Genomic DNA, 24175 nt, shown 5'->3' on the forward strand with positions numbered 1-24175 from the left:
TTAGCAAGGCAACAAAAACGGGCCGTCACTGTAGCGACGGCCCGGGGGAATGGCAATCAGCCCTTGGTCGGACCGAGCCGTTGATTATTCCTGAACCGGCGTCAGGGCAACCCGCAGGGCGTCGATGGCGACGTCGCGAGCGGCGTTGTCAGCAAATGTCGGGCTGTCGCCCACGCACTCGCCTTCCAGCCAGACGCTGAAACTGCGGTCTTCACTGCGCACATCCAACGGCTGACCCGATTGCAACTGCTTGGTCACTTGACCTGCGGTTTTGCCGTCGGCGAAGTTGCGCGACAACAGCAGCTGCTCGCCATCGGCCGCCAGCAGACGGAAACGGAAGCTGCTGTCTTCTTCGCGGAAACTGACAAAACGCGCGGCTTTCGCGGCTTTCTTCTTGGTGGTGGTCGCGACCTGGGCCTGAGCGACGAAAGAACGCAGACCAACCGCTTCACGCAGTTCGTGAAGGAACGGTGTCGCCACCGAACGAGCCTTTTTGGCGCCGATCTGCAGGATGTCTTCCAGGTCTGCCGGGCGTTCGATCAACAGGTTATAACGCTCGCGGGACTCGCCCAATTCGTTGTCCAGCAACTGGAACAGACGATTCTTCGCCTCCCCCCAACCCAGGCCCTGCAACAGTTCGCTGCGGAACTCGTCGGACTGCGCCGGGGTAGCGAAAGCCTGGAACAAGGTGAACAGGTGCGAGTTATCCGGATCTTTCGCCTCGCCCGGAGCACGGGAGTCGGTAACGATCCGCGAAATCGCGTCCTTCATTTCCTTGGCGCTGCTGAACAATGGAATGGTGTTGTCGTAGCTCTTCGACATCTTGCGACCGTCGAGACCCGGCAGCGTGGCGACGCTTTCTTCGATCAGCGCCTCAGGCATGGTGAAAAATTCTTTGCCCTGACCGAACAGATGGTTGAAGCGCTGGCCGATGTCACGGGCCATTTCCACATGCTGAATCTGGTCACGGCCGACCGGCACCTTGTGGGCGTTGAACATCAGAATGTCCGCGGCCATCAGCACCGGGTAGCTGTACAAGCCCATGGTGATGCCGGCGTCCGGGTCTTCGCCGGTTTCGACATTCTTGTCCACCGAAGCCTTGTAGGCATGGGCGCGGTTGAGCAGGCCCTTGGCGGCAACGCAGGTCAGCAGCCAGGTCAGCTCGGGGATTTCCGGGATGTCGGACTGGCGATAGAAGGTTACGCGGTCTACATCCAAGCCACCGGCCAGCCAGGTCGCGGCGATTTCCAGACGCGAGCGCTGGATGCGCAGCGGGTCATCGCATTTGATCAAGGCGTGGTAGTCGGCCAGGAAGTAGAACGAATCGGCATTGCTGTCACGGCTGGCAAGGATCGCCGGGCGGATGGCGCCGGCGTAGTTGCCCAGGTGCGGCGTGCCAGTGGTGGTGATGCCGGTGAGGATACGGGTACGAGTCGTCATGGGTAATCGCTTGTCAGACTGCAATCAATTCGAAAGACGCGGCAGGATCAGATCCTTGAGATCGGTCAGCTTGCCATGAAAAAAGTGTCCGCATTCTGCCACTTTCAGCAGCTCATGGGGGCGTTCGAGCTTGTCGGACCATTCGTAAACGAGCTGCGGATCAATGACTTCGTCGGTTTCTGGCTGAATCAGGGTCAGCTCGCCGTGTTGCGGCAGTTGATCCTGATCGCCGAGACGCATCACCGCAGGCGCGACCATGAACAAATGTTTCAGCTGTTCCCCCTTCGCGTCCAGGCGTCCGCCGAGACTTGCTGCAACAAAACCGCCGAAGGAGAATCCGAACAGCGTCAGCGGCAACTCGGGGTGTTTGGCTCGTAGCCATTCGGCGACCGCTTGAGCATCGTCGACTTCGCCCGTGCCCATGTCGTGCGCGCCTTCACTGGCACCGACGCCACGGTAGTTGAAACGCAAAGTAATCAAACCGGCGTCACGCGCAGTGCGCTGCAAGGTCGAGACGACTTTGTTGAGCATGGTGCCGCCCTGCACCGGGTTTGGGTGGCAGATCAGCGCCAGGCCGCGGGGCTGCTCGCTATCAAGGTAAAGGGCTTCCAGTTGGCCGACCGGGCCATCAATCACTACAGGGGTTTCGCGCATAAGCAAGGAAGGAACTCCGTGACCTCGAATCGGGTCGACTCGTCTAGCAAATTGTCTGTGCCAATCTATTGCGAGTGAATCGCGGTATACAGCGCAGGTTCGAGCCGTTAACGTAAAGCAAAGCCGTTTATAGAGGAAGGACTCGTGGAACACTCGCTCTTAGTTTGGTTGTTGCCGACTCTTGCCCTGGTTGTGGGTGTCGCCATTGGTTTCCTGATCGCTCGCCTGGTGCCAAATGCTGCGCCTAGCAGCACGCAACGTCAGCTGGATGACGTTCAGGAACGTTTCGACAGTTATCAGAACGAGGTGGTCACCCACTTCAACAGCACTGCCACCCTGGTCAAGAAACTGACTGCGAGCTATCAGGAAGTGCAGGATCATCTCGCCGAGGGTGCCAACCGCCTGGCCCTGGACGAGCAGACCCGTCAACGCTTGCTGGCCGCCCTGCACGCCGATGCGGCGCAGGCTCCACGGGAACGCCTGACGCCACCGCGCAATCAGGAGCCGCCTCGCGACTACGCCCCCAAAGCCCCGAACGCGCCGGGCATGCTCGATGAGCATTACGGCCTGAAGAAGTAATCAGGTTTCGCGCGATACAAAAAGCCTCCGGATGAGTGATTGTCCGGGGGCTTTTTTGTTGCTGATTGTTTGGTTGTCTGCTCTGGCCCCATCGCGAGCAAGCTCGCTCCCACAGGGATTTGTGTATTGCCACTTTCTTGTGATCGACACAGAACACTGTGGGAGCGAGCTTGCTCGCGATGGGGCCAGAACTGGCGACACAAAAAAACCGCCCGATCTGCAGAGGATCGAGCGGTTTTTTTATGCCTGGGGTTCAATCAGGCGATCAAGGATACTGCTGAACCGTACCCTGCTGCTGACCACCATACTGCTGACCCGGAATCGCTTTCAGGTTGACCTCGACCCGGCGGTTCTGCGCCCGGCCATTGACGTCACCATTGCTGGCAATCGGGTTATCCGGCCCGGCACCACGAGCCGACAGGTTGGCACCGCTCACGCCCTGAGACGTCAGGTAAGTCGCCACGCTCTGGGCGCGACGCTGGGACAGGTCCATGTTGTGCTGGCGGCTGCCGGTGCTGTCGGTGTAGCCGACGATCTCGATCTGGTTCTGGCTGAACTCCTTGAGCGAGCCCGCCAGATTGTTCAACGGCTGATAGAAACCCGACGCGATGTTCGCCGAATCGGTGGCGAAGGTGATGTTACCCGGCATGATCAGTTTGATCTGATCACCCTGGCGCTGCACTTCCACCCCGGTGTTGGCCATGCTGGCGCGCAGCTTTTTCTCTTGCTGGTCGGCGTAATAACCGTAACCGGCAGCGGAAGCACCCACCACCGCAGCGCCAATCAGCGCGCCCTTGCCACGGTTATCGTGACCGATGGCGGCACCGGCCAAAGCACCGGCCAGAGCGCCGAGGCCGCCGTATTTAGCGGTTTTGCTCATGCCCGTGGAACCACCGTCGGCCTGGCCCTGGTTGTCGTAAGGGTTAGGCGTGGCGCAGCCAGACAGCAAGGCCACAGCCGTAGCGACAATAATCAAACGCTGCTTGGTGAACATGAAGAGCTCCTACTTTTTGCATTCTGTGGTGCAACGGACTAAGGCATTAAACCTTTGCGGGCGTTGGATCATGCGGGATGAAAAAAATTCCGCGGTACGTCTTCCCAACTGCAGAAATCAGGCCCGCACAAAAGGGTTCTCGCGCATTTCATCGCCCAGACGCGTGTCCGGACCATGCCCGGTTACCACCGTCGCTTCTTCATCGAGGGTGTACAGCCGCTGCTTGATCGACCGCACGATGGTCGCCTGATCGCCACCCCACAAATCCGTGCGCCCTACCCCGCGACGAAACAAAGTGTCACCGGCAATCAGCAGCTTGGCCTCACATGGCAATATAGGATGACAGATTGAGCAGGGTAGGAAGCCACCCGCCTACTTTGCGTTTGCCACGAGGGGTACACATTGCTCAAGCAAAGCGACAACCTGACCATTAATTTTCGAACGGTGGCCCGATATCTTGGTCGCGAAAAAGTTCGTATTTTTTCATTGAAAGCTGGAGATAGTAAGGTCTCCCCTAACTCGTGGGTTGCTGAAGCATTAATTAACCTCGCAGAGTATTCGTACAAAACAGATATAAGAAATGACACTTTATATAGAATCGACAAAGCACTAAAGCTGCTCTCAGAAAGCAAAGATGCAATTCACCACTGCAGCTTAAATCGCCTACAAATTGGGGAACACAATATACGCTTCATTTTTGAATGCTTAGACAGCTTACTAAGCACTCCTTCTCAACACGGAATAGCTTCACGCAATAAAACCGGGAGTGTATTTAGGTCTTTTGTTTTCGAATATCTAGCAACGAATGAAAACAATCGAATTACAAAACAGTCTGTCCGTCATAAATCATCACTCCCAAGAAAAAATGTTACGAGGAGAGTGCTGAATGGAGAAAGTAACGAAGGCCTTCAGTCAAATGACACGCACCCTCTTGGAGCAACACCATTTGGGAACTACGACGAACTAATATCATCTTCCCTCTCAAAACTACAAAACGACCTTAAAAAAATTACAGACGCATGCGCAACTGATTTAAATATCTATAAAAATATTCGTGAGACGCTAAACACAATAAAAGCAACCCCATACGATAGTCGCCACCAATTACTTATAGCAAAACATTCGAAGCAGCGATTCACAACAAAATCAGACATCAAGAATTTTGATAAAATCCCAGCCATAGAACTACTATCATGCTATTTAAACTTTATTGAAAATCATAAATTGCACCATGCAGGGGCATTACCCCACATAAAATATAGAGCAAAGGAGTTACTAATATCAGCTGGAATAACTATACCAGACCACCTTGTTAAAAAGCACATATATGGCTTGCCGGAGCGACTATCACTTATTGAACTCCAAGCGATTATGCTCACTTTACTTTGTCATACAGGCTGGAATGTAAACTCCTTACTTAATTTAACAACTGAAGGCATAACTGCCCAAAGCGATGGTTTTGAGCTACAGGGATTCAAAGATAAAACTGACGAAGAAACTCCATTTAGTTTCGTTGACAAAAAAGAAACCAAATTAATAGAATCAATAAACTTGTTATTATGGAATAGAAAACAGCTAATTAAACTTGGATTTATCAAGGAGAGTGATAAGCGCTTATGGTTTTCTTGGACAAACAATAGCCAACCTTACGTGCATCAAACAACTGCATTACACCACATATCAATAAAATTTATAGCCCGACACAATCTATTTCACTTCTCGGCGGAGCAAATCAGAACTCAAGTAATGAATATTCGGCAATATCAAACAAGAGACATAGAAGATACTAGACGAGCTGCAGGTCACAAAAGTATAAATACAACGGCAGGTTACTTAGACCAGGTTTTCTCATACAACATTAATTCTTCAATAAATTTAGACTTCCAACAAAAACTAGAAAACAAAATTATTTTCAACATGGGGAAAGAAAAAAAACTAGACGAAAACTCTCACTTTAAACTAACACCAATAGGAGATGGTGCGTCCTGCATCAATCCTCAACAGCCCCCAGACATTCAAAATCCTGAGGATAATTTCATATGTTCAGCCCAGAAATGCCATCAAGGTGACGGCTGTAAAAACAGGCTAATCATTATCACCCAAGATCGCCTTATTGAGATAGCCAGGCAACATCACTACTACTCAAGCAACTGGAAACGATTACACGCTCAAAACCCTGACAACTTCAAACTCATAATAGCCCCTGCAATGTTATTCAACACGTTACTGCATGACTTCATTATCACAACTGCATATGGACACATTCTAAAAAAAATAGTGCGAGCGCTCAAAGATGAGTAACCAAAAAGATACATCGCTACCAATCGAAGTTATCAATCACTTCATTGAGCGACCGCCTCACCCCGATATTCGACTTGCGAATTCAGGAATTCTCGGAGTGAGAGATCATGCTGCAAGATCTGATGAGTCTCAATTTAAAGAAATCACTCTACACCAGTTTTGGTTACCTGAAAACACTGTCTATCCCGAGGGAATGAAACTCATTGATGTGCCACATTTGATAATTACTGCAATTGAAGCAATTAATTTTGCAGTACGTGCATCAACAGACTCAAAATCAAAAGTAAATAGAATATTCATGTTATTTAGATCGATCGTGAAATACATAGAATATGCTTGGTTAAACGACATGTACGACCTCGGCCAGATACCAAAGAGATTCAGCGATGAGTTGCCACACCTATTGGCCGACGGAGGCTGGCACCTGGCACTCCAAATTGAAGATCGACTAATAAACCACTTAGACTCTGCAAACGACCAAAGCCATCCCATATTTCGTTCAACCAACGATGTGACAAGTGTAAACAGTCGTGCCTTTCAAGAAGCGATACACACAAATATAAATGGCAGAGAGGTAACAATCTATTTCAACATGCTGAAAAACTTTCAATTAGAAAAAGGTTGGATCAACTCAAACCAATATATAAAAAAAGACAACCCAACAAATTTAGGCATGAAATACAGCATGCTTAAATCAACTCTTGAAGCCATAAACTATCTTACTTATGCCAACGAACTTTCTGGCTCTGGCATACCTCCCTTTCCAGATTATGTACGCCTTAGCAAAAAAATAACTGCGGCACCGGGTCATACTAGAAACATAGATGGTGCTAGCGCTGGAATGATTCTGGAGTCATCTCTATTTTTCTTATATGAGAACGCATCCATAGCAATCGATATTTTGAGGTACGCAGCTGGAGAATTAGAAAACTATAAAAATCCTACAAACGCTGATAGGCGCCAATTTTATAAAAAAATCTCCTCAATAGCGAATGCATGTGGTTTTGACGAAAAAACTGGAAACATCTATAAGCTTCATAAAATCAGTCAACTATCTACCTTAAACGATATTTCAAGAGATGTTTACACCTGCTGCTTTATTTTAATTGCAGTTTTTAATGCAAGAAGAAAAGATGAAATAATACACAAGAAATTCGGACTTCATTTTGGATCCTGCACTACTTACAATGAACGCCTGAAAGTTTTCGAACTTATGATTTACATTGAAAAAACAATCAAAGGTTATGCACCGTTCTATGTAGGAGATGTGACAAAACACGCCGTGTCGACACTGGAGAGTCTTCAAGAACTTTTTTTCAATTTATCTATAATTGAAAAAGACAAGAACAAAGCAAACAGAGAGTTGACGCTGTTTAGATATAAAAACTTCACATGGGAAGGGCTTTCCGAAAACCCATCTTATTACAACTTCGAAGCGACACCTAAGGGCCAGTCATATCGATTCTTATCAGAATTCGTTGGGCTAGATATGCCGATTAGGGTTTCCCCTCACATGTTCAGAAAGCTTTACTGCACCATTTTCATAAATCAACATGAATACCCGAACCTCCCCGCGCTATCGCAGCAACTTCGACACGGAGAACTGAGTACAACACAGATCTACATTACAAATCCAATAATGCAAAAACAGGCTGGCTCATTAAGCAAAGTATACGACTGGAATATAAATGAATACGACACACTACATACCGCGCATAATGAAGCAATTCTAAAAGATCTCCAAACCGCCCGCCATGAAAAACTTTCCGAAATAATATATAGCATCCTTACCGGCCAAAAGACCTCCGGAGGCTACAAAAAACTCGTCAACCACATATTTAAAAAATTCAATAAAAGCATAGAATTTGCGAATCTAGACGACAACCACAAAATCAAATTTATAACTGAAAAACTCAAGTCCCGCGGACACTCTCCATCACCATTCAGTCACTCACAATGTTTAGCGGGCAGTACCAAAATTCGCTCACGGTCAAAGTGCTGGGATAAATCTGATGACCTTCTCCATAAAGAAAATGCTTCACCCTCACTATGTGCAAAATGCCCATTTTCTAGCACATCAGAGGCACACTTATCCAACATGAAAGCGGACGCATTATATCTTGATGCAGATCTTAGAGAGCTTGAACCTAACAGTCTTAACTGGATTAACAAAAACAACGAACTGATGAATTTAAGATCTATCATTGAGTTCCATAACATCAATCTAACGGAGAGACATCTATGACACGGGGTCAGATCAACAAAAAAGAAGCACTGCTCAACATCCAGAAAAAAACTGACATACTAAGAGACTGGTCTAAAGATATTTATCCGCATCCCCTCGTGTCATATGACTACTTTCCAACTACGATACGACAATTCAACCATTGGGACATGAGCCAAAATACTCAAGATCTTAAACTCTTGTACCCAACAATTAAAACCAACGCCAACGATACCCTACGGAGCTACCCCCAGCTTCGTAATGAGATTGAACAAATCATAAGCTTATTGATCCTAAAATCTAAGCAACCAAGTAACAAAATAGAAAAAGCTTCTAGACTCAAAGAAAAAATCGACCAACAGAATAAATACATACTAACACTCGAAAGGCATACCGCCCTACAGCAGTTAGAATTAACACGCCTAACAAGCGAACAAGAACTACAAGAGATAAAATACAAAAACATCATTAATGAGCTGAAAAAAAAACGTTGACCAACAGGAAAAATGCAATGACTCTAAAACTAAGATGGTTTGACGATTCTAGTGGCATCTACCCAATACCTTATGATGAAACTCAAGGCGTTATCGTTAGCGAGTTTTTGTGCTACGCGATTTACTTGCAACGAGAAAAAAGCTTGAGCGGTACATATGTAAAAAATGAAATTCATCACCTCGCGTTATTTTATAATTGCTGCGTCAAGCCTGGCACTTCGATTTCAGAAGCGACGAACGAATGTCTGCGCGGCTTCAAAAAAATAGATCTAGAAAGACTACAATTAAAAAGCGCATCCTCTATCAGGAGCCTTAAAAAAGTTGTAAATCAGAGACTAGTAAGAATATATCATTTTTACGCTTGGCTGCAGCACCACTACAAACTTACAGGAATTATAGGAAAAATAAACTGCCAAATACATTCAACATTAACACTGTATCGCCGCCATAAAAACAACAAAGATGAATACAATGATTACCCTTTGTTATATTCATTAACCGGCTCCTCTAGCAAACATGCAACACAGTATCAAGCTACAGATAAGGACATAACTCTTCTTACGGAATATTTTTTGAGCAAATATGAAAAATATGTGGCTCAGCGCAACATACTGATTATGGAAATTGGTCAACAACTCAGTCTAAGGCGCAGTTCTATCAATTCGTTAAAGTGCGTGCAATTTTCAGACGAAATTATCGAGTCCATAGAAGATGATTTCCTCCCCGTATGTCCGCATATACAAAAATTCGACTATTCAATAATATTTGAATGCCCCTTGCCACTTGCATTAAGAATCAATGCGTTTATTCGCGGCTTTCGTAAAGACTTTCTAAATGCGCATGGCTTCTCGGAATTAGCGACTGGAGGACACTTATTTTTGTCTCAACGGACTGGAAAACCATTAAACTCCCAGACAATATCTGAGATATTTGGTGAAGCTTTCAGAGCTATTGGTGTCAAAGCGGCTCGGGTCGCAATTCATGCCACACGTAGAAAATATGCAAACGATCAAATAAAAAAAGAAATTATTGGACGAAAACGAAATGGACTCGATACTTCTGATTTATCAGTCGCAAGTTCTGTTTCGTTGTCTATGGGACAAACAGATCCAGAATCGTTACGGCCTTACGTTTCCAGAGTCCAACTGGGAATCATCCACAAAGAAGAGATTGAACGCAACGTGCAAGTCCAGAAGCTTATTTCGGAAAATGAGCGTTTGCAAAGCGAACTGAAGCGGCTTCGACAGAAGATCTCTGAAAATCTCGATAGAACTTCATTCGAAGAATAATAAAAGTGTCGAGCAAAATTGCTTTGTAGCCGCATTGTATGGCTGACGGCGACGTTGTTGTAGGACATAGATTGGGAACTGAAAGTCAACCAACTGAACTGGCGCCTAGCCCAAAGCCTTGATGGTGGAGGCGATGCAGCGCCCGTGGTCAAGAAAGTACCCAACAGCCTTTCCCCTTTGGGCCAGTGAGTACTTCGGCTTCGAGAGCACTTAGCTACGCGGCAGGTCGAGGCATCGCTCGTACTCTTCATGCCAGCTCTTCAGAGAGTTCTTCGTCGGGTAGCCCAACTGACGAATAGTTGCCCCGGTGTGCTTCCCCAGTTTGATGTAGAGCTTGACCGCTCGGATGCGGTCTTCGTATGAATACATGAACTACCTCCAGGTAGTCCAAGATTTCTACCGCCCCCCCACCGGTCAGTTTTGAGTCAGCAGCAACACGAATGTAACAAGTGGTCAAGTCACTGCAATTACCCATAATCTCTGGCTCGGAGATCAGTACCACCATCCGGCACTGACTTAACAGCATTTCGAGATGCAGTAAGAAGCTGTCTACTGCGAAGCGAATTGCAGAGCGACAGTTTCGAGCCACAAGGCATAGAAGGGGTTAGCTGGACGCGTCCGTGAAAATGCGATTCCACTTTCGGGCCACCAAGGTCCGGCAAGCTAACGCAGAACCACCGAAACAGCGTCGTGATACGATTTGCATATTAGCTTCAGTAACATAGGTGATGGTTTGCCCCCGCTCATCAAGTAAAACGCCCCCCGCCCCCCTCAGCAATGCATGGCCCGCTACGACGTCATGTGCAGAAACCGGATAGAGAGATACCCCACAGACGCCATCCCCTGCGGCGACTTTAGCAAGCCTGTAGGCAATGGAAGGCATTGCGACGAAGCCAGCTGGTTTACACAGATCGGCATTAATGTCTGGTTTATTGATCGCGGCGGCGCTGACCATCACCAACTCATTGCTCGACAAGGTTTTGGCGGATAGTTTTGAAGGCACCGGTTGTCCATTGCGTATCACCTTTTCTAGTCCTTCAGCCCACGCTATGCAATCCGGCAAACCTTCGACAGTGATCGGCGCGAACACTACACCCAACACTGGCACCTGCTCGTGCAGAAGGCCGACGGAAAGAGCTGAGCCTTTAAGCCCATTTAGGAAGTCACTGGTGCCATCGTTCGGGTCCACGACCCAACACCACGAGTGTCCAGTCAAACTATGACCTGTTTCCTCGCCCCAGAAATCGCAATTAAACAGTTCTAGCAGTTTCTGGCGCAGAAACTCCTCGATTTCCAAATCTACGCTGGCTTTGTCACCCTCTCCTCGCGGTCCGTCTATCCTCGCCCACTCGGCAATCAGCAACTGGCCTGCGCCGATTACGATCTCAATGGTCTGAGTGAGAAGCGCTGAAAGGTTTGGATTTCGCACGGAATGTTCTACGACATCGAGTTTGGTCAGAGTATTACGATGTTCCTCGGCATTAGGGTTACGCGAGCCGCCAGCCAACCGACCAGCCGGCTCAAAATCTCTGCCAAAGACTAAAGCCGCATCAAGGAATTTATGGGCATCTTTATTTGACCTCTTCGCCAGGATTCGACTGGCTTCGAGCTCAAACTGAGCCTGCAATGACCATCTATGGCTTATGACCTTACGTCTTCCTTTCATCATGACCTCTGACAGGAGCTCCAAGCACGCCGCTCCCGCTCTCAATACAACATCCAACAGAAAGGTGGTAGCTCATCAACAACACAGATTGTCGACAACCAGAGGGAATGCGGCCCTAAAAATATTGCTATAGCATATAGTATCTCCCCCTTTAGCCAATGGGCCCTTTCGGGGCACGACATCGGAGCGCTTAGTGATATTCCTTTTCGACCCCAAGCAAAAAGAGGTAAGAACGTGGACTCATTGCGAAATAGAAGGGCTTTGTTTCATTGCTACGATCACATCGATTAGAACCGGTCAACAGAATCGCGCTGCGATGGTTGAGTGTGCGTATGAGCTACGGCACTACCTTTTAACAGCCAAAGACGTTGTGGTCAGGCACGTTCACATGATGTGTCCCCCTTCCATAAGCGGACGCAGCGCCTGGGCTTTAGAGGAGCTTGAAAGCATTGTGGCTTTCACTGGAGTGGACAACGACCAGAGCGCAGTTCTGTATCGGACATCGATTGCCAGCTACAAGCTTGGCGATCTGGATCTTCGAAGGAAAAAGCATTCTCGAGTTCTGTTCTCCACTCGCCACCTCAAGCAGCACTCTCTGGAAGCTTCCGACACTCCGCGTGACGAAAGGTACCCCCAGATGTTTGCTCCCTTATAGGTACGTTGAACATCGATGCTCACGAAAAAAAACTATTTGATTGAAGAAAAATTCAAATATCGCTATAGCGTATAGCTCTTTATCCCGCAGCAAGGCTTTATCGTGCCTTTTGCGGGTCAGCAAATGGATCTCAAAGAATCCTTCGGGGTTACCGTCAAATCTATTCGTCGCGCCAAAGGGCTGCCACAGATTGCTATTGGCATGAACCAGGGATATATCAGCGAACTCGAAAATGGGCAGAAGACTCCGACGCTGCCCAAAATGGCTGCTATCGCAAAAAATCTAGGGATTCATCCTCTAACCCTTCTTGCTGCGGTATATAGCAATATGGGACCGGAGGACTCGAAGCAGCTTTTAGCCAAGGTAAATAGCGAGCTCGAGAGCCTGAAGTAGGGGGCCCAATATAGAAACCGCCATGTGTATATCCACGAAGGTGAGTCAGCGTCAACTCTTACACTGATCGACCTCAAAGCTTCCCCAATGGGAAGCTCTGGTCGTAGCGTGTGTTGCCGATATCAAAGATATTTAAGGATTTTCGTGAGCGCATCCAGCGTCCCCGGTTTGAAAACGATCTTCCCTTGCTCATCGACAACAGCCCCCTTGCCACCAGGCTCGAGATGCCATGCTATAAAGTAATCTTCAGACTGTTGCCGCTGACCCAAAACTGACCCAGTGGAGGCTGTTCTGCCGACTGAAAACTGACCCAGGTGTTCAACTGCTTCTGCTCACTTTCCGAGCAGGAGAACACAGGGTGATCAACATGGAAATGTTGGGAAAAACCCGGCGGATGTACTTCCGCGACAAGCTCTCGCTGCACCAGATAGCCAAGCGTACCGGGCTGTCGAGAAACACCATCCGAAAATGGATCAGAGCGCCCGAAGCCACTCAGCCGGCGTACCAGCGGTGCGCGACTTTCAACAATCTCAGCCCATTCCAAGACACGCTGGAACAGGCGCTGAAAGCCGATTCGTTCTGGGCAACTGTAACGGCAAGTCACTCACAGACGCCTGTTCTGACAAAGCGAGCGTTGAACTGGGTTTCACCGCAATCGACTGCAAGGTCGATGATAAATTCGCTGCTGATGAACATAGGTGATTTTCTGAAGGATAACGACACCCTGATCGCCTAAACCTACCTATTGGATCTCAACAAGCTAGAATCGTCTCTTTTTGCTTTGATGAGAGCTGATGATGCGAAGTTTCAGCTATGGCTCGGACCTCATCGGTGGTTCTTTACAGGTGCGTGAATCCCGCATCGTGGCAGATTTACTGCTGCAGAACGCGACCCCCGAGCAATGGCATGAGGTCATACAGCAACAAAATCGCCTGCAGAAACGAGCATCCGCTACTGCCAAGCGCGTGGCTCAGGCCATCCGCCAGCGCCTGGAACGTTTGGATGCCCCTTTCTGGCGGGCGATTCGTGATGGAGATGATGAACTCGCCACCCAGGTGGTTTTTTGCTCAGCCTTGGAGCGTAACCTGCTGCTTGTCGAATTCATGGAAACTGTCCTAAAAGATGCTTACGTGACCCGCGCTGGCGTGCTTGAACCATACCACTGGAATGAGTTTCTTGATGAACGCAGCCTGCGCGATTCGGCAATCAGTACCTGGACGGAATCCAGTCGTAAGAAGATGGCTCAGGTCGTCTATCGCATGCTGGCGGAGGTCGGCCTGCTAAAAAGCACTCGCGACATGAAGCTGCAAAACTTGATTATTCGGTCTGAAGTCCGTCTATTGCTGGATGACAGTTACCGTTGTCGCCTGAAAGCTTGTTTGGAAGTATCCAACGCCGCTTGATAGTAGGCGTGGATTAAGGAATTTTTACATGAACCAGCAACTGCAGGATCGGTTAAACCAGATCCCAGGAAAAATCCTTACCGAGGAGTTCTTGAAGAGCCAAGGTTTGGGCAATGAGCTCGGTTTCTGGATCTTCGACTATGCCCCTGAGCATGAGTTGCAGGTGCGCGAATACCTCAATTTTCTGCAGGGCTTCCTTGCCAAGAAGCACAGCGAGCTCAAAGTGGCTCATATCAATCTTCTGCAGTCTATGCGCGAGTATCTGGACCAACGCAGCTTCACCGAGAAAGCCATTCAGATGCAGCAAACCAAAGGTGATCTCGCGTTGATCAAGGCGCTGTCCGGACCGCTGCATATGGACAAATTCGCACCCTTCCTAATGGAGCACAGCGACGCCAATCAACAAGACGTGGTGCTAATCAGTGGTGTGGGCTCAGTTTGGCCAGTTCTTCGCGCCCACAGCCTTCTCAACAAGCTACACGCGCTGCTCGGCCACAAACCGCTGGTTCTTTTCTACCCCGGTCATTACTCAGGGCAGTCACTCACCTTATTCGACCGCATTCCCAGCAACAACTACTACCGCGCCTTCAAGCTGGTTCCCTGATCAATAAGGACGATTGCCGTGAGCATTAAAGATATTTTCTTCAAGGAACTCGATCGCCCGATCAACGGCGTGGTTAAAGCGGATCAGTCCGACGACGCAACCGTGTACCAAGAGCTGGATGAGTACGTTGTCACCAACGAGCTGGAAAAACACTTCCGCAGCTTCTTCGAGTCCTACAGCACCGACTTGAGCGATCCCTCCATCGCCAACCGTGTGGGTGTATGGATCAGCGGCTTCTTCGGCTCGGGGAAGTCGCACTTCCTCAAGACCTTGTCCTACCTGCTGGCCAACACTGAAGCGCGCGACGACAAGGGCAACGCTCGCAAAGCTATTTCCTTCTTTGATGCCAGCAAACTGCGTGATGCCACCATCCGAGCCGATATCGACAAGGCCGCTGCCAACAGTGCCGATGTCATTCTGTTCAACATCGACAGCAAAGCCAGCTCCAACGACGCTGGCAACCCGATCCTCAATGTCTTCCTACGCGTGTTTAATGAGCATCAAGGCTTTAGTGGCGACCACCCCCACATCGCCCACATGGAGCGTCACCTAGCCCAGCGCGGCGTCTATGAGCGATTTAAGCAAGCCTTCAGAGACTCTACCGGGATGAAGTGGGCTGAAGAGCGTGATGGCTATCAGTTCTATCAGGATGACATTGAACGGGCAGTAGCAGCGGCTCTCGACTTATCGGCAGAAGCAGCGCACAAATGGTTCGAAGACTCTGAACAGACATTTAGCGTCTCGGTCGAAAACTTCTGCAACTGGGTGCGCGAATACCTCGACACCCAGCCAGCCAAACATCGCGTGCTGTTCTTGGTGGATGAAGTCGGCCAGTTCATCGGCAGTGACACCAAATTGATGCTGACTCTGCAGACCATCACCGAAAACCTTGGCACCATCTGTAAAGGCCGCGCTTGGATAATCGTCACGTCTCAGGCCGATATGGATGCCGTACTGGGTGAACTGTCCGCCTCCAAGGCCAACGATTTCTCGAAAATTGCCGGGCGCTTCAAAACCCGCCTTTCTCTGTCCAGCTCCAACACTGACGAGGTCATCCAAAAGCGCCTGCTGCGTAAAACACCGGAAGCTGAAGTCGAGCTGCGAGCCCTCTGGGAACAGAAAGGCGACATCCTGCGCAACCAGATCACCTTCGACCGCTCCGGCCCGACCCTGAAGAACTTCGATGGCCCGGAAAGCTTCATCAGCAACTATCCCTTTGCGCCGTACCACTTCCAGCTGGTGCAAAAGGTCTTCGAGGAAATCCGCAAAGTCGGTGCCACCGGGGCACATCTGGCCTACGGCGAGCGTTCCATGCTCGATGCCTTCCAGATGGCGGCCATGGCCATTGCGGACAAACCGCTCGGCGCTCTGATTCCCATGTACAGCTTCTACCGCGCCGTCGAAGGTTTCCTCGATACAGCTGTCAAGCGCACTATCGACCAGGCGGGCGAGAGCAGCGTCCTCGACGCCTTCGACGTACAGATCCTGCGCACCTTATTCATGATCCGATATGTCGATCTGATCAAGGGTACCCTCGACAACCTCGTCACCCTCTCCATCGAACAGGTCGACGAAGACAAACTGGCTCTACGTCGCAACATCGAAGAAACCCTCCTACGCCTTGAAAAGGAAAGCCTGATCACCCGCAACGGTGACGAGTTTGTCTTCCTCACCAACGAGGAACGCGACATCACCCGCAAAATCAAGGCCACAGAGATCGCCAGTTCAGAAGAGAACAAGGCACTCTCGGACCTGATCTACAAAGACCTGCTCAAGGACAAGAACAAGTTCCGCTACAGCGTCAGCAAGACCGACTACAGCATCGGTCGCTACCTAGATGGCCACAGCCTGGAGGGCCGTTACGAGCACGACCTCCGTGTCGAAGTGATCTCGCCACTGGATCTCGACTACGCCCTCTATGGCGAAGCCGGCTGCATCAATAAAAGCAACGAAGCTCCTGCCGGCATGGCACTGTTCAAATTACCTGACAGCAAGGATTTCTTCACCGAGCTGCGCACGTGGCTGAAGACCAACAAATTCATCCGCCTCAACGACGACGGCAGCCAGCCTGAGCTGAGCAAGATCCTCGGCGAACGAGGCCGCGAGAATCAGGAGCGTAGAAAGCGCCTACGCTTGCTGCTGGAAGAGCTGGCCGAGCGTGCAGAGGTTTATGCGCAGGGGCAGCACCTGAAGGTCAACAGCAATAATATCGTCAACAAGTTCGACGAGGCGTGCCAGTACCTCCTTGAAAACACCTTCACCAAACTGGGCTACTTGCGAGTATTACAACAGGAGCCCGAGCGTGAACTCCACGCCATGCTGCACACCAACGACATTGGCCAACTCGGCCTGACTCTCGACGGTGACGAAGGCAATCCGCAGGCGATCAAGGAAGTTGAACAGTTCATTTCGCTGCGCGCGTCCGGCAACGAACGCTTGCTGGTCTCAGACATCATCGAGCGCTTCAGTAAGCGCCCCTATGGCTGGCCGGATGGAGAGATCCTGCTGGTCCTCGGTCGACTGGCCGCATCCAACCGTGTTTCGTTCCACGCCGCAGGCCCCAGCATGCCGTTGCCGGACGCCTTCGAGTACCTCACCAACAGCCGTAAGCGCCGTGAAGTCTCGGTGCAGAAAAAGCGCCAGACCGACGAAGGACTACTCAAGCAAGCACGTAATCTGACCCAGGAGCTGTTCAACGCCCTTGGCCCAGCAGGCGAGAAGGAGTTGTTCGAGTACTACTGCGTGCACTTCGGCAACTGGCGTACCAACCTGGAAAAATACAAAGCAACGGTTAGCGCCGGGCGCTTCCCTGGCAAAGAGGCCATAGAACAGGCCTTGCTTAGCCTGCAGCGCCTGCTAAGCAACACCGACAGCGTCGACTTTTTCAAGGCCGTGGTTGACAACAAGGATGACTTCCTGGATCTGGAAGAGGACTACCGTGATCTACACGAGTTCTTCACCAATCAGTTGCATACCTGGCAGCAACTACAGCAGGCCTTGCGTCGTTTCGACAAGAACAAACAAGCGCTGGCTAAAGACGAGAAAGCCCGCAAAGCAATGACCGAGCTGAGGGCTATCGAGCAAAACACCTCGCCCTACGGTCAGCTGTACCAGGTCGCTACTCTGGTTGAAACGGTAGAAGCCATTAACGCCGCAATACTGTCTGAAAAGCGCCAGCATGCTTTGGCTCGTGTCGACGAGAAAATAGCCCAATTGCAGGCCGAGATTGCAAAGAGTGGTATCGAAACCGCCGAGCTGAGCAACCGTCTCCTGCGCCCGCTGCAACTGGTCAAGGCGGATCTGGAGACAGAAACCAGCATTGCCAACATCTACATGCTGCAAACCCAGACCGCTGACGAGCGCCTGCATGACGGTGTATTCAATCTGGAACGTGCCATCCAGGCCGAGGCCGAGCGCCTGCAGAAGCTTCAGCAGGAGAAGGCCAAGGCCGCACAAGCAGCCAATCTGGCCAGCGGCGTTAAGGAAGACCGAGCGCCTGCGTTGGTGCCCATACCCAAACCTGTAACGCCGCCCAAGCCGGTAGTCGAAGTAGCCGCCACGAGCGTGTTCAACAAGCTCGGCAGCGGCCTGTATCTGGAAAGCCAAAATGACATTGATCGTTTTATCGAGGCACTCAGGGTTGAGTTGGAAGTTGCGATCAAACAAGACATGCGCATTAGGATCCGCTGAAGCCATGGTCAGCTATCAGCGGTGAGGGGGAGTCGAGGGAGCAAAAGGACCTGCTCTAAAAGCTGATAATGTCACCAGTTCTGAGCGGATAATCGGCCACTGAGCCAGCACCACCACATTCGGGTTAGCACAACATGATCAAATCTATCTGGATAGATAATTTCAAATCACTGGTAAAGTTTGACCTGCAACTGGCTAACTTTACCTGCTTAGTCGGATTAAACGGAGCCGGTAAATCCACTGTTTTACAGGCCATAGACTTTATCGCACGGTTAATGCTCGGCGACTTGGACAGCTGGTTGAAACAGCGTCAGTGGGACAAAGCCGATATCAACTCAAAACTGACCAAGCGCAGCAATATTGAATTCAGGATCACCCTTGAAGATGCCGACTTTGGCACTATGGTCTGGAGTGGTAGCATCAATAGAAGCACCCTAAATTGTACGCAAGAGCACGTAACAGCCGATGAAGCGACCTTGCTGAAAGTGGAAGAAGGTAGCTACAGCATCGTTACTCACTCTGCCTCACAGAAAAGTCTGGAGCGCAGCAAAATTGTTTTCGAGTATCAAGGGTCTATTCTTTCAGCACTAAAAGACTCCCAGCTAAGCCCTGCATTACTCGCACTTAAATCAGCCGTCAGCCAAATCCATTCGCTGGATTTGCTCTCACCGGAGCTGCTCAGATCTAAAACGCGAGACGCTGAAGGCCATTTAGGACTTGGAGGCGAAAGGCTCTCTGCTTATATCCACGAGGCCCGCCCTGAACAGAAGGAGCGCCTGCGCCAGCAGTTGAGCACGGTTTATCAACAGCTAGAAAAAATTGAAACACGCGCTCTGCGGTCTGGCTGGAAGCAGCTGGATATTGTCGAGCGCTTCGGCGATCAGGAACTAAAAACCTCGGCCCGCCACATGAATGATGGCATGTTGCGTCTGATGGCGATCCTCTCTCAACTGGCATCCGAGCATCACTTTCTGCTGTTTGATGAAATCGAAAATGGCATAAACCCAGAGCTCGTTGAGTATCTGGTCGATAGGTTGGTCCGTAGTAATCATCAGGTCATGGTTACCACCCATAGCCCGATGATCATCAACTACATGGACGACCGCGTCGCGGCTGAAAGCGTGGTCTATCTGTACAAAACCCGTGAAGGCTTCACCCGTAGCATCAAGCTCTTTGACATCCCTTCCCTGAAAGAAAAACTGCAATTCATGGGGCCGGGCGAGGCATTTATTGATACTGACCTTACCCACCTCTATCAGGAAATTGAGTCCGTGCAACAAGTGAACAAAGGGGGCATGGATGCATCTTCTATTGAGCGGTGAAGGCCCTGGTGATATTGGCACGTGTAACCCCGCAGCAGACCATTGCACGGCGCAGCAATTCCGGCCTGGCCCAATGGCCTGGTTCGTTGACCAGTTGGTAGAGATCTTTCAAGGTTATGAGTTCTCACACCTCGGCAATGCATGCATCACTTACTTGTCAGAAAGCTATCTGGCAGCCAACAAACCCGTTCGCTCACGCAAAAGCATGTCGATTCCGGGCAAGAAAAGCCCGAAAGAAACTCATTACTACTATGCCAATGCCCGTGCTCTAGCCGTAGCAGCGACAGGCAAAGCAACCGAACTTACCGATACAGTCATTGCTGTACTATTTCGTGATGGCGATGGCACTGCATCGGCCGGGCGCGGTCAGTGGCGCGAAAAAAGGCAGTCGATGATTGCCGGCTTCCAAGCAGAAGCCTATGAGTTTGGTGTACCCATGATTCCTAAGCCCAAATCTGAAGCTTGGTTACTCTGCGCAGTCAAAGCGAACCCATATCAACATTGCAATCTCCTTGAGTCCGAGTCAGGTAATGATCGCGGCGTGAATCCGCTGAAAGACCAATTGGGGGTCGCGCTTGCAGCGGACAACAACACTCAGCAAATAAATCAACGTGTCATTAGTGGCGAGATAGATGCCCAGCGTATTGACATGGACTCCTTCAACGAATTCAAGAATGCCTTAAGAGATGCCGTGCATAAGGCAATTAGGCAAGAGAGAGATCGCGTGTGACCATCGGCTCAAGCCACTACGCATCGCTCAGACCAATACATAGGGAAAGTCCATGAACACTGGCAACATCAAGCGCTACGCCCCCAAGGCGCGTCGCGCCTTTATCGCCGCTATGACCAAGCGCGCGGCGCTGTTCGGCATCCGCGAATCCAGCATTCCCAGTATGGGCATCGAGTCGCTGGAACAGAAAGGCGATCTGGCCTTAATCGGCGATCGGCCTTTTCCAGCCAGCATTATTCGGCCTCGCGCTGCGTTAGTGCAAAAGGTAGAACAAATGGGCTTTGCCCAGGCCATGGAGCAATCGGCTTACAGCTGGTTCAACCGCCTATGCGCAATCCGCTACATGGAGCTCAAGGGATACCTCGAACACGGTCGCCGTGTGCTTAGCCATCCAGATCAACCGGGTAGCTTCCAGATCCTCGATGACTGCATGGATATCGAGCTTGAAGACATGGATCGTCAGCGCATCGCTGAGCTGAAGCTCGATGGCACAAAGGATGAAGAGCTGTACCGCGAGCTACTGCTTGCCCAGTGCCATGCCCTATACAAAGCCATGCCGTTCCTCTTCGAGGCGGTCGACGATGCCACCGAGTTGCTGCTGCCGGACAACCTCACCAAGACCGACTCGCTAATTCGCGAGCTGGTCAGCGCCATTCCCGAAGATGATTGGCAAAACGTGGAAATCATAGGCTGGCTCTACCAGTTCTACATCTCCGAGAAGAAAGATCAGGTCATCGGTAAGGTGGTTAAAAGTGAAGACATACCCGCCGCGACCCAACTGTTCACTCCAAACTGGATCGTCCAGTACCTAGTGCAGAACTCCGTGGGCCGCAAATGGCTGCAGACATATCCGAATTCACAGCTCAAAGCAAAGATGCCCTACTACATCGAGCCCGCCGAGCAGGCTCTCGAGGTGCGCGCTGAGCTGGCCAGGATCACCCCGGAGAGCATCGACCCACTGTCCATCAAGGTACTCGACCCTGCGTGCGGCTCCGGCCATATTTTGGTAGAAGCCTACAAAGTATTAAAATCCATTTACGAAGAACGTGGCCACCGTGTCCGTGACATCCCACAGCTGATTCTCGAGCACAATCTGTTCGGATTGGATATTGACGACCGCGCCGGCCAGCTCGCCGGTTTTACCCTGATGATGTTGGCGCGCGAGGACGATCGGCGTATCTTCGGACGTCAGATCAAGTTAAACGTTCTGGCTCTTCAGGAAAGTCTTCATATTGATTTGGCCACCCTGTGGAAGGGGCTAAATCTGAGCAACGACTGGCAGCATGGTCAGTCGCAAAGCTTGTTCAGCAGTGAGCAGATGGAACTCGGCACCGCTGAGGTAGACAGCCGTTATCAATTGTTGAAAAACACTCTAGTTAGATTTACCCAAGCGAAGACCTTCGGCTCGTTAATCGAAGTTCCGAATGGCGACGCTGAGCCGCTGGGTGAGCTACTGGGAGTACTGTACCACCTGACTCAAAGTGGCGACGTGATGCAAAAAACGGCGGCGCTGCAGTTAATCCCCTATATTCAGCAAGCATTGATCCTGGCGCAGCGTTTCGATGTCGTGGTGGCAAATCCGCCGTATATGGGCGGAAAGGGGATGAACTCCCACTTGAAAGAGTTTGCAGGCAAAGCCTATTCGAACAGCAAGTCTGATCTATTTTCTATTTTTATCGAACGGGGATTTGGCTGGCTTAAGCCCAGCGGCCTGAACTCAATGGTCACTATGCAGAGCTGGATGTTTCTTTCCAGTTATGAAAAGATGCGCGATGTAATTCTGACGAAAAAAAACATACAAAACTTAATGCAGATTGGTTATAACAGCTTTCCAGAGTTAAATTCAAAGGTCGTGCAGTGCGTAGCTTTTACTATTGAAAATAGACAAGTTGATGGCTTCAAAGGAAGTTACATAAATTTAAATTCTGACAAGCAGTCCGAAAAAAAGGATGAGCTTTTTAGAAGAAGCAAAGGATCTTTGACATTTGAACTAGAGCAAAGTTCTTTCAGTAAAATTCCTGGCGCCCCGATCGCATATTGGATTTCCGATACTATTAGGGATTCTTTTATGAAGTTTGACAGCGTTTCCGATATTGGAGATACACGCCAAGGGCTTGCCACTAGTGATAACGATAGATTTCTTAGATATTGGTATGAAGTCGATAATCTGAAAACGTGCAGTGACGCTACTGACAGGGAGGATGCAAAGAGCAAACTCAAAAAATGGTTCCCGCTTATAAAAGGTGGCATATTTAGAAAGTGGTATGGGAATTTAGAGTATGTTATCAACTGGGAAGATGACGGACGGGAATTGCTGAGTTATGCGGCCAGCCTTTATGGAAGCCCGACAAGAACAATAAAAAGCATTCCAATGTACTTTAAGGAGAATATTGGATGGTCTAGAATATCATCAGGAAAACTCAGTCTAAGATATTACCCGGCAGGTTGTATTTTCTCTGACGCCGGCTCATGTATTTTTTTTGATGAAAAGAATGATTTGCTTGACACTATCGCAGTCCTTAACTCAAAGCAAGTCCATAGTTTTACAGAAATACTATCACCAACGCTTACTTTTGAAGCGGGCCAGGTGTCCAGGATACCAATCCCAAGAGCTGAATTAAGTCGCGAAGTTCCCGAGATTGCAGGCGAATTAGTGAGGATTGGAAAAAAAGACTGGGATAGCTTTGAAGTATCCATGGAATACAGTCGGTCTCCGCTAATCTTCCAGGTGAATGGATCGACTAGTCTAAAAGAGTCATATGAAGAAACGATAAAAGCTCAAGCCGAAATGATTCGCTTGATGCACGACAAAGAACTCATACTTAACTTAAAAATTGCAAGTTCTTACGGAATGGAGTTACCGACCGACTTCAGTATTCCGATCGATGAAATTACAATCGATATAAACCCTGCATATAGATTTCGGGGCGCGGGCAACGATCCAGCTTTAGTCTATCGCTCATCAACTATCTCAGAGTTAATTAGCTATGTGATAGGCTGCGTTATGGGACGTTATTCCCTCGATCGTGAAGGGTTGGTCTACGCCCATACTGGAAACAAAGGTTTTGCTGAACTGGTAGCTAAGAGCGCTTACAAGACATTCCCTGCCGACAGCGACGGCATCCTCCCGCAGACCGATCAGGAATGGTTCGGCGACGATGCCACCAACCGCTTCCGGGAGTTTGTCCGCACAGTGTGGGGCGACAAGCATCTGCAGGAAAACCTCGACTTCGTTGCCGAGAGCCTGTGCCTGCACGCCATCAAGCCCAAGCGCGGCGAGTCGGCGGTAGACACTATACGCCGTTACCTGAGCACCCAGTTCTTCAAGGATCACCTCAAGACTTACAAGAAGCGGCCCATCTATTGGCTATTCAGCTCGGGTAAACACAAGGCTTTCGAGTGCCTGGTCTACCTGCACCGCTACAACGAAGGCACTTTGGCGCGTATGCGTACAGAGTACGTCATCCCCCTCACCGCCAAGCTCAACACCTACGCTAACAAGCTAACTACGGACATTGAAAACGAAGCCGTCACATCCGAGAAAAAACGCCTGGAAAAAGAACTCGCCACCCTGCACAACCAACAGGCAGAACTCGCCACCTTCGACGAGAATCTTCGCCATTACGCCGACCAGCGAATAAGCTTGGATCTGGATGAGGGAGTGAAGGTTAACTATGGAAAATTTGGTGGCTTGCTGGCTGAGGTTAAAGCGATCACCGGTAGCGCTACGGAATAAG

General features: G+C 49.9%; 16 protein-coding genes and 3 pseudogenes. 13 read left to right on the forward strand and 6 right to left on the reverse strand.

Annotated elements, in window-relative coordinates:
- Positions 1-84 precede the first annotated feature (84 nt).
- Complete coding sequence (locus tag ACA079_RS27035; RefSeq protein WP_497701552.1) at positions 85-1440, reverse strand: tryptophan--tRNA ligase; 1356 nt, start codon at positions 1438-1440, stop codon at positions 85-87.
- A 24-nt stretch (positions 1441-1464) separates the two neighbouring features.
- On the reverse strand, positions 1465-2094 hold the full coding sequence (locus ACA079_RS27040) for an alpha/beta hydrolase (RefSeq protein WP_497701553.1): 630 nt from the start codon (positions 2092-2094) through the stop codon (positions 1465-1467).
- A 144-nt stretch (positions 2095-2238) separates the two neighbouring features.
- On the opposite strand from ACA079_RS27040, the gene ACA079_RS27045 reads away from it, so the two are divergent.
- On the forward strand, positions 2239-2673 hold the full coding sequence (locus ACA079_RS27045) for a Z-ring associated ZapG family protein (RefSeq protein WP_497621053.1): 435 nt from the start codon (positions 2239-2241) through the stop codon (positions 2671-2673).
- A 265-nt stretch (positions 2674-2938) separates the two neighbouring features.
- Here the strand turns inward: ACA079_RS27045 and ACA079_RS27050 are convergent, their stop codons facing one another.
- Positions 2939-3667, reverse strand: coding sequence for a YiaD family glycine zipper/OmpA-like lipoprotein (locus tag ACA079_RS27050; protein ID WP_497701554.1), 729 nt, complete (start codon positions 3665-3667; stop codon positions 2939-2941).
- A 117-nt stretch (positions 3668-3784) separates the two neighbouring features.
- A pseudogene (locus ACA079_RS27055) lies at positions 3785-3988 on the reverse strand (MBL fold metallo-hydrolase); the annotation flags it as partial.
- An 81-nt stretch (positions 3989-4069) separates the two neighbouring features.
- Between ACA079_RS27055 and ACA079_RS27060 the strand changes: the two are divergent.
- From ACA079_RS27060 to ACA079_RS27075, 4 genes are read left to right on the forward strand one after another with little or no spacing between them, the layout of a single operon-like run.
- Positions 4070-5968 (forward strand): hypothetical protein, encoded by a 1899-nt coding sequence (locus ACA079_RS27060; RefSeq protein WP_497701555.1) that lies wholly within the window; start codon positions 4070-4072, stop codon positions 5966-5968.
- Complete coding sequence (locus tag ACA079_RS27065) at positions 5961-8213, forward strand: hypothetical protein (RefSeq protein ID WP_497701556.1); 2253 nt, start codon at positions 5961-5963, stop codon at positions 8211-8213. The genes ACA079_RS27060 and ACA079_RS27065 overlap by 8 nt, the downstream gene beginning before the upstream one ends.
- On the forward strand, positions 8210-8686 hold the full coding sequence (locus tag ACA079_RS27070) for a hypothetical protein (RefSeq protein ID WP_497701557.1): 477 nt from the start codon (positions 8210-8212) through the stop codon (positions 8684-8686). Before ACA079_RS27065 ends, ACA079_RS27070 begins: the two co-directional genes overlap by 4 nt.
- 17 nt (positions 8687-8703) lie before the next feature.
- Entirely contained in the window at positions 8704-9975 is a 1272-nt protein-coding gene (locus ACA079_RS27075; RefSeq protein WP_497701558.1) for a hypothetical protein, read from the forward strand.
- Between the two features lie 108 nt (positions 9976-10083).
- Here the strand turns inward: ACA079_RS27075 and ACA079_RS27080 are convergent.
- A pseudogene (locus tag ACA079_RS27080) lies at positions 10084-10344 on the reverse strand (IS3 family transposase); the annotation flags it as partial.
- Between the two features lie 235 nt (positions 10345-10579).
- Entirely contained in the window at positions 10580-11404 is an 825-nt protein-coding gene (locus ACA079_RS27085; RefSeq protein WP_497704386.1) for an inositol monophosphatase family protein, read from the reverse strand.
- Positions 11405-12419: 1015 nt separating this feature from the next.
- On the opposite strand from ACA079_RS27085, the gene ACA079_RS27090 reads away from it, so the two are divergent.
- The 8 genes and pseudogenes from ACA079_RS27090 (at position 12420) to pglX (ending at position 24174) form a co-directional block, all read left to right on the forward strand.
- On the forward strand, positions 12420-12689 hold the full coding sequence (locus ACA079_RS27090; RefSeq protein WP_497701559.1) for a helix-turn-helix domain-containing protein: 270 nt from the start codon (positions 12420-12422) through the stop codon (positions 12687-12689).
- Positions 12690-13056: 367 nt separating this feature from the next.
- Positions 13057-13269, forward strand: a pseudogene (locus ACA079_RS27095) (helix-turn-helix domain-containing protein); the annotation flags it as partial.
- Positions 13270-13483: 214 nt separating this feature from the next.
- A complete protein-coding gene (locus tag ACA079_RS27100; RefSeq protein ID WP_497701560.1) occupies positions 13484-14092 on the forward strand; it encodes a DUF1819 family protein in 609 nt (202 codons plus the stop codon).
- 28 nt (positions 14093-14120) lie between these two features.
- A complete protein-coding gene (locus ACA079_RS27105) occupies positions 14121-14696 on the forward strand; it encodes a DUF1788 domain-containing protein (protein ID WP_497701561.1) in 576 nt (191 codons plus the stop codon).
- A gap of 18 nt (positions 14697-14714) precedes the next feature.
- Positions 14715-18386, forward strand: a complete 3672-nt coding sequence (gene brxC, locus ACA079_RS27110; RefSeq protein ID WP_497701562.1) for a BREX system P-loop protein BrxC — start codon at positions 14715-14717, stop codon at positions 18384-18386.
- 134 nt (positions 18387-18520) lie between these two features.
- Positions 18521-19708, forward strand: a complete 1188-nt coding sequence (locus tag ACA079_RS27115; RefSeq protein WP_497701563.1) for an AAA family ATPase — start codon at positions 18521-18523, stop codon at positions 19706-19708.
- The gene (locus ACA079_RS27120; RefSeq protein WP_497701564.1) at positions 19686-20438 is read left to right on the forward strand and encodes a hypothetical protein; all 753 of its coding nucleotides are present in this window, start codon (positions 19686-19688) and stop codon (positions 20436-20438) included. Before ACA079_RS27115 ends, ACA079_RS27120 begins: the two co-directional genes overlap by 23 nt.
- 52 nt (positions 20439-20490) lie before the next feature.
- Positions 20491-24174, forward strand: a complete 3684-nt coding sequence (pglX, locus tag ACA079_RS27125) for a BREX-1 system adenine-specific DNA-methyltransferase PglX (protein WP_497701565.1) — start codon at positions 20491-20493, stop codon at positions 24172-24174.
- Position 24175 lies beyond the last annotated feature (1 nt).

This window comes from Pseudomonas sp. LBUM1645 (assembly GCF_059716185.1).

Coding starts and splice junctions, on each gene's coding strand:
- ACA079_RS27035 (WP_497701552.1), bottom strand. CDS start 1,440: ATGACGACTCGTACCCGTATCCTCACCGGCATCACCACCACTGGCACG.
- ACA079_RS27040 (WP_497701553.1), bottom strand. CDS start 2,094: ATGCGCGAAACCCCTGTAGTGATTGATGGCCCGGTCGGCCAACTGGAA.
- ACA079_RS27050 (WP_497701554.1), bottom strand. CDS start 3,667: ATGTTCACCAAGCAGCGTTTGATTATTGTCGCTACGGCTGTGGCCTTG.
- ACA079_RS27065 (WP_497701556.1), top strand. CDS start 5,961: ATGAGTAACCAAAAAGATACATCGCTACCAATCGAAGTTATCAATCAC.
- ACA079_RS27070 (WP_497701557.1), top strand. CDS start 8,210: ATGACACGGGGTCAGATCAACAAAAAAGAAGCACTGCTCAACATCCAG.
- ACA079_RS27075 (WP_497701558.1), top strand. CDS start 8,704: ATGACTCTAAAACTAAGATGGTTTGACGATTCTAGTGGCATCTACCCA.
- ACA079_RS27090 (WP_497701559.1), top strand. CDS start 12,420: ATGGATCTCAAAGAATCCTTCGGGGTTACCGTCAAATCTATTCGTCGC.
- ACA079_RS27100 (WP_497701560.1), top strand. CDS start 13,484: ATGATGCGAAGTTTCAGCTATGGCTCGGACCTCATCGGTGGTTCTTTA.
- ACA079_RS27105 (WP_497701561.1), top strand. CDS start 14,121: ATGAACCAGCAACTGCAGGATCGGTTAAACCAGATCCCAGGAAAAATC.
- ACA079_RS27115 (WP_497701563.1), top strand. CDS start 18,521: ATGATCAAATCTATCTGGATAGATAATTTCAAATCACTGGTAAAGTTT.
- ACA079_RS27120 (WP_497701564.1), top strand. CDS start 19,686: ATGCATCTTCTATTGAGCGGTGAAGGCCCTGGTGATATTGGCACGTGT.
- pglX (WP_497701565.1), top strand. CDS start 20,491: ATGAACACTGGCAACATCAAGCGCTACGCCCCCAAGGCGCGTCGCGCC.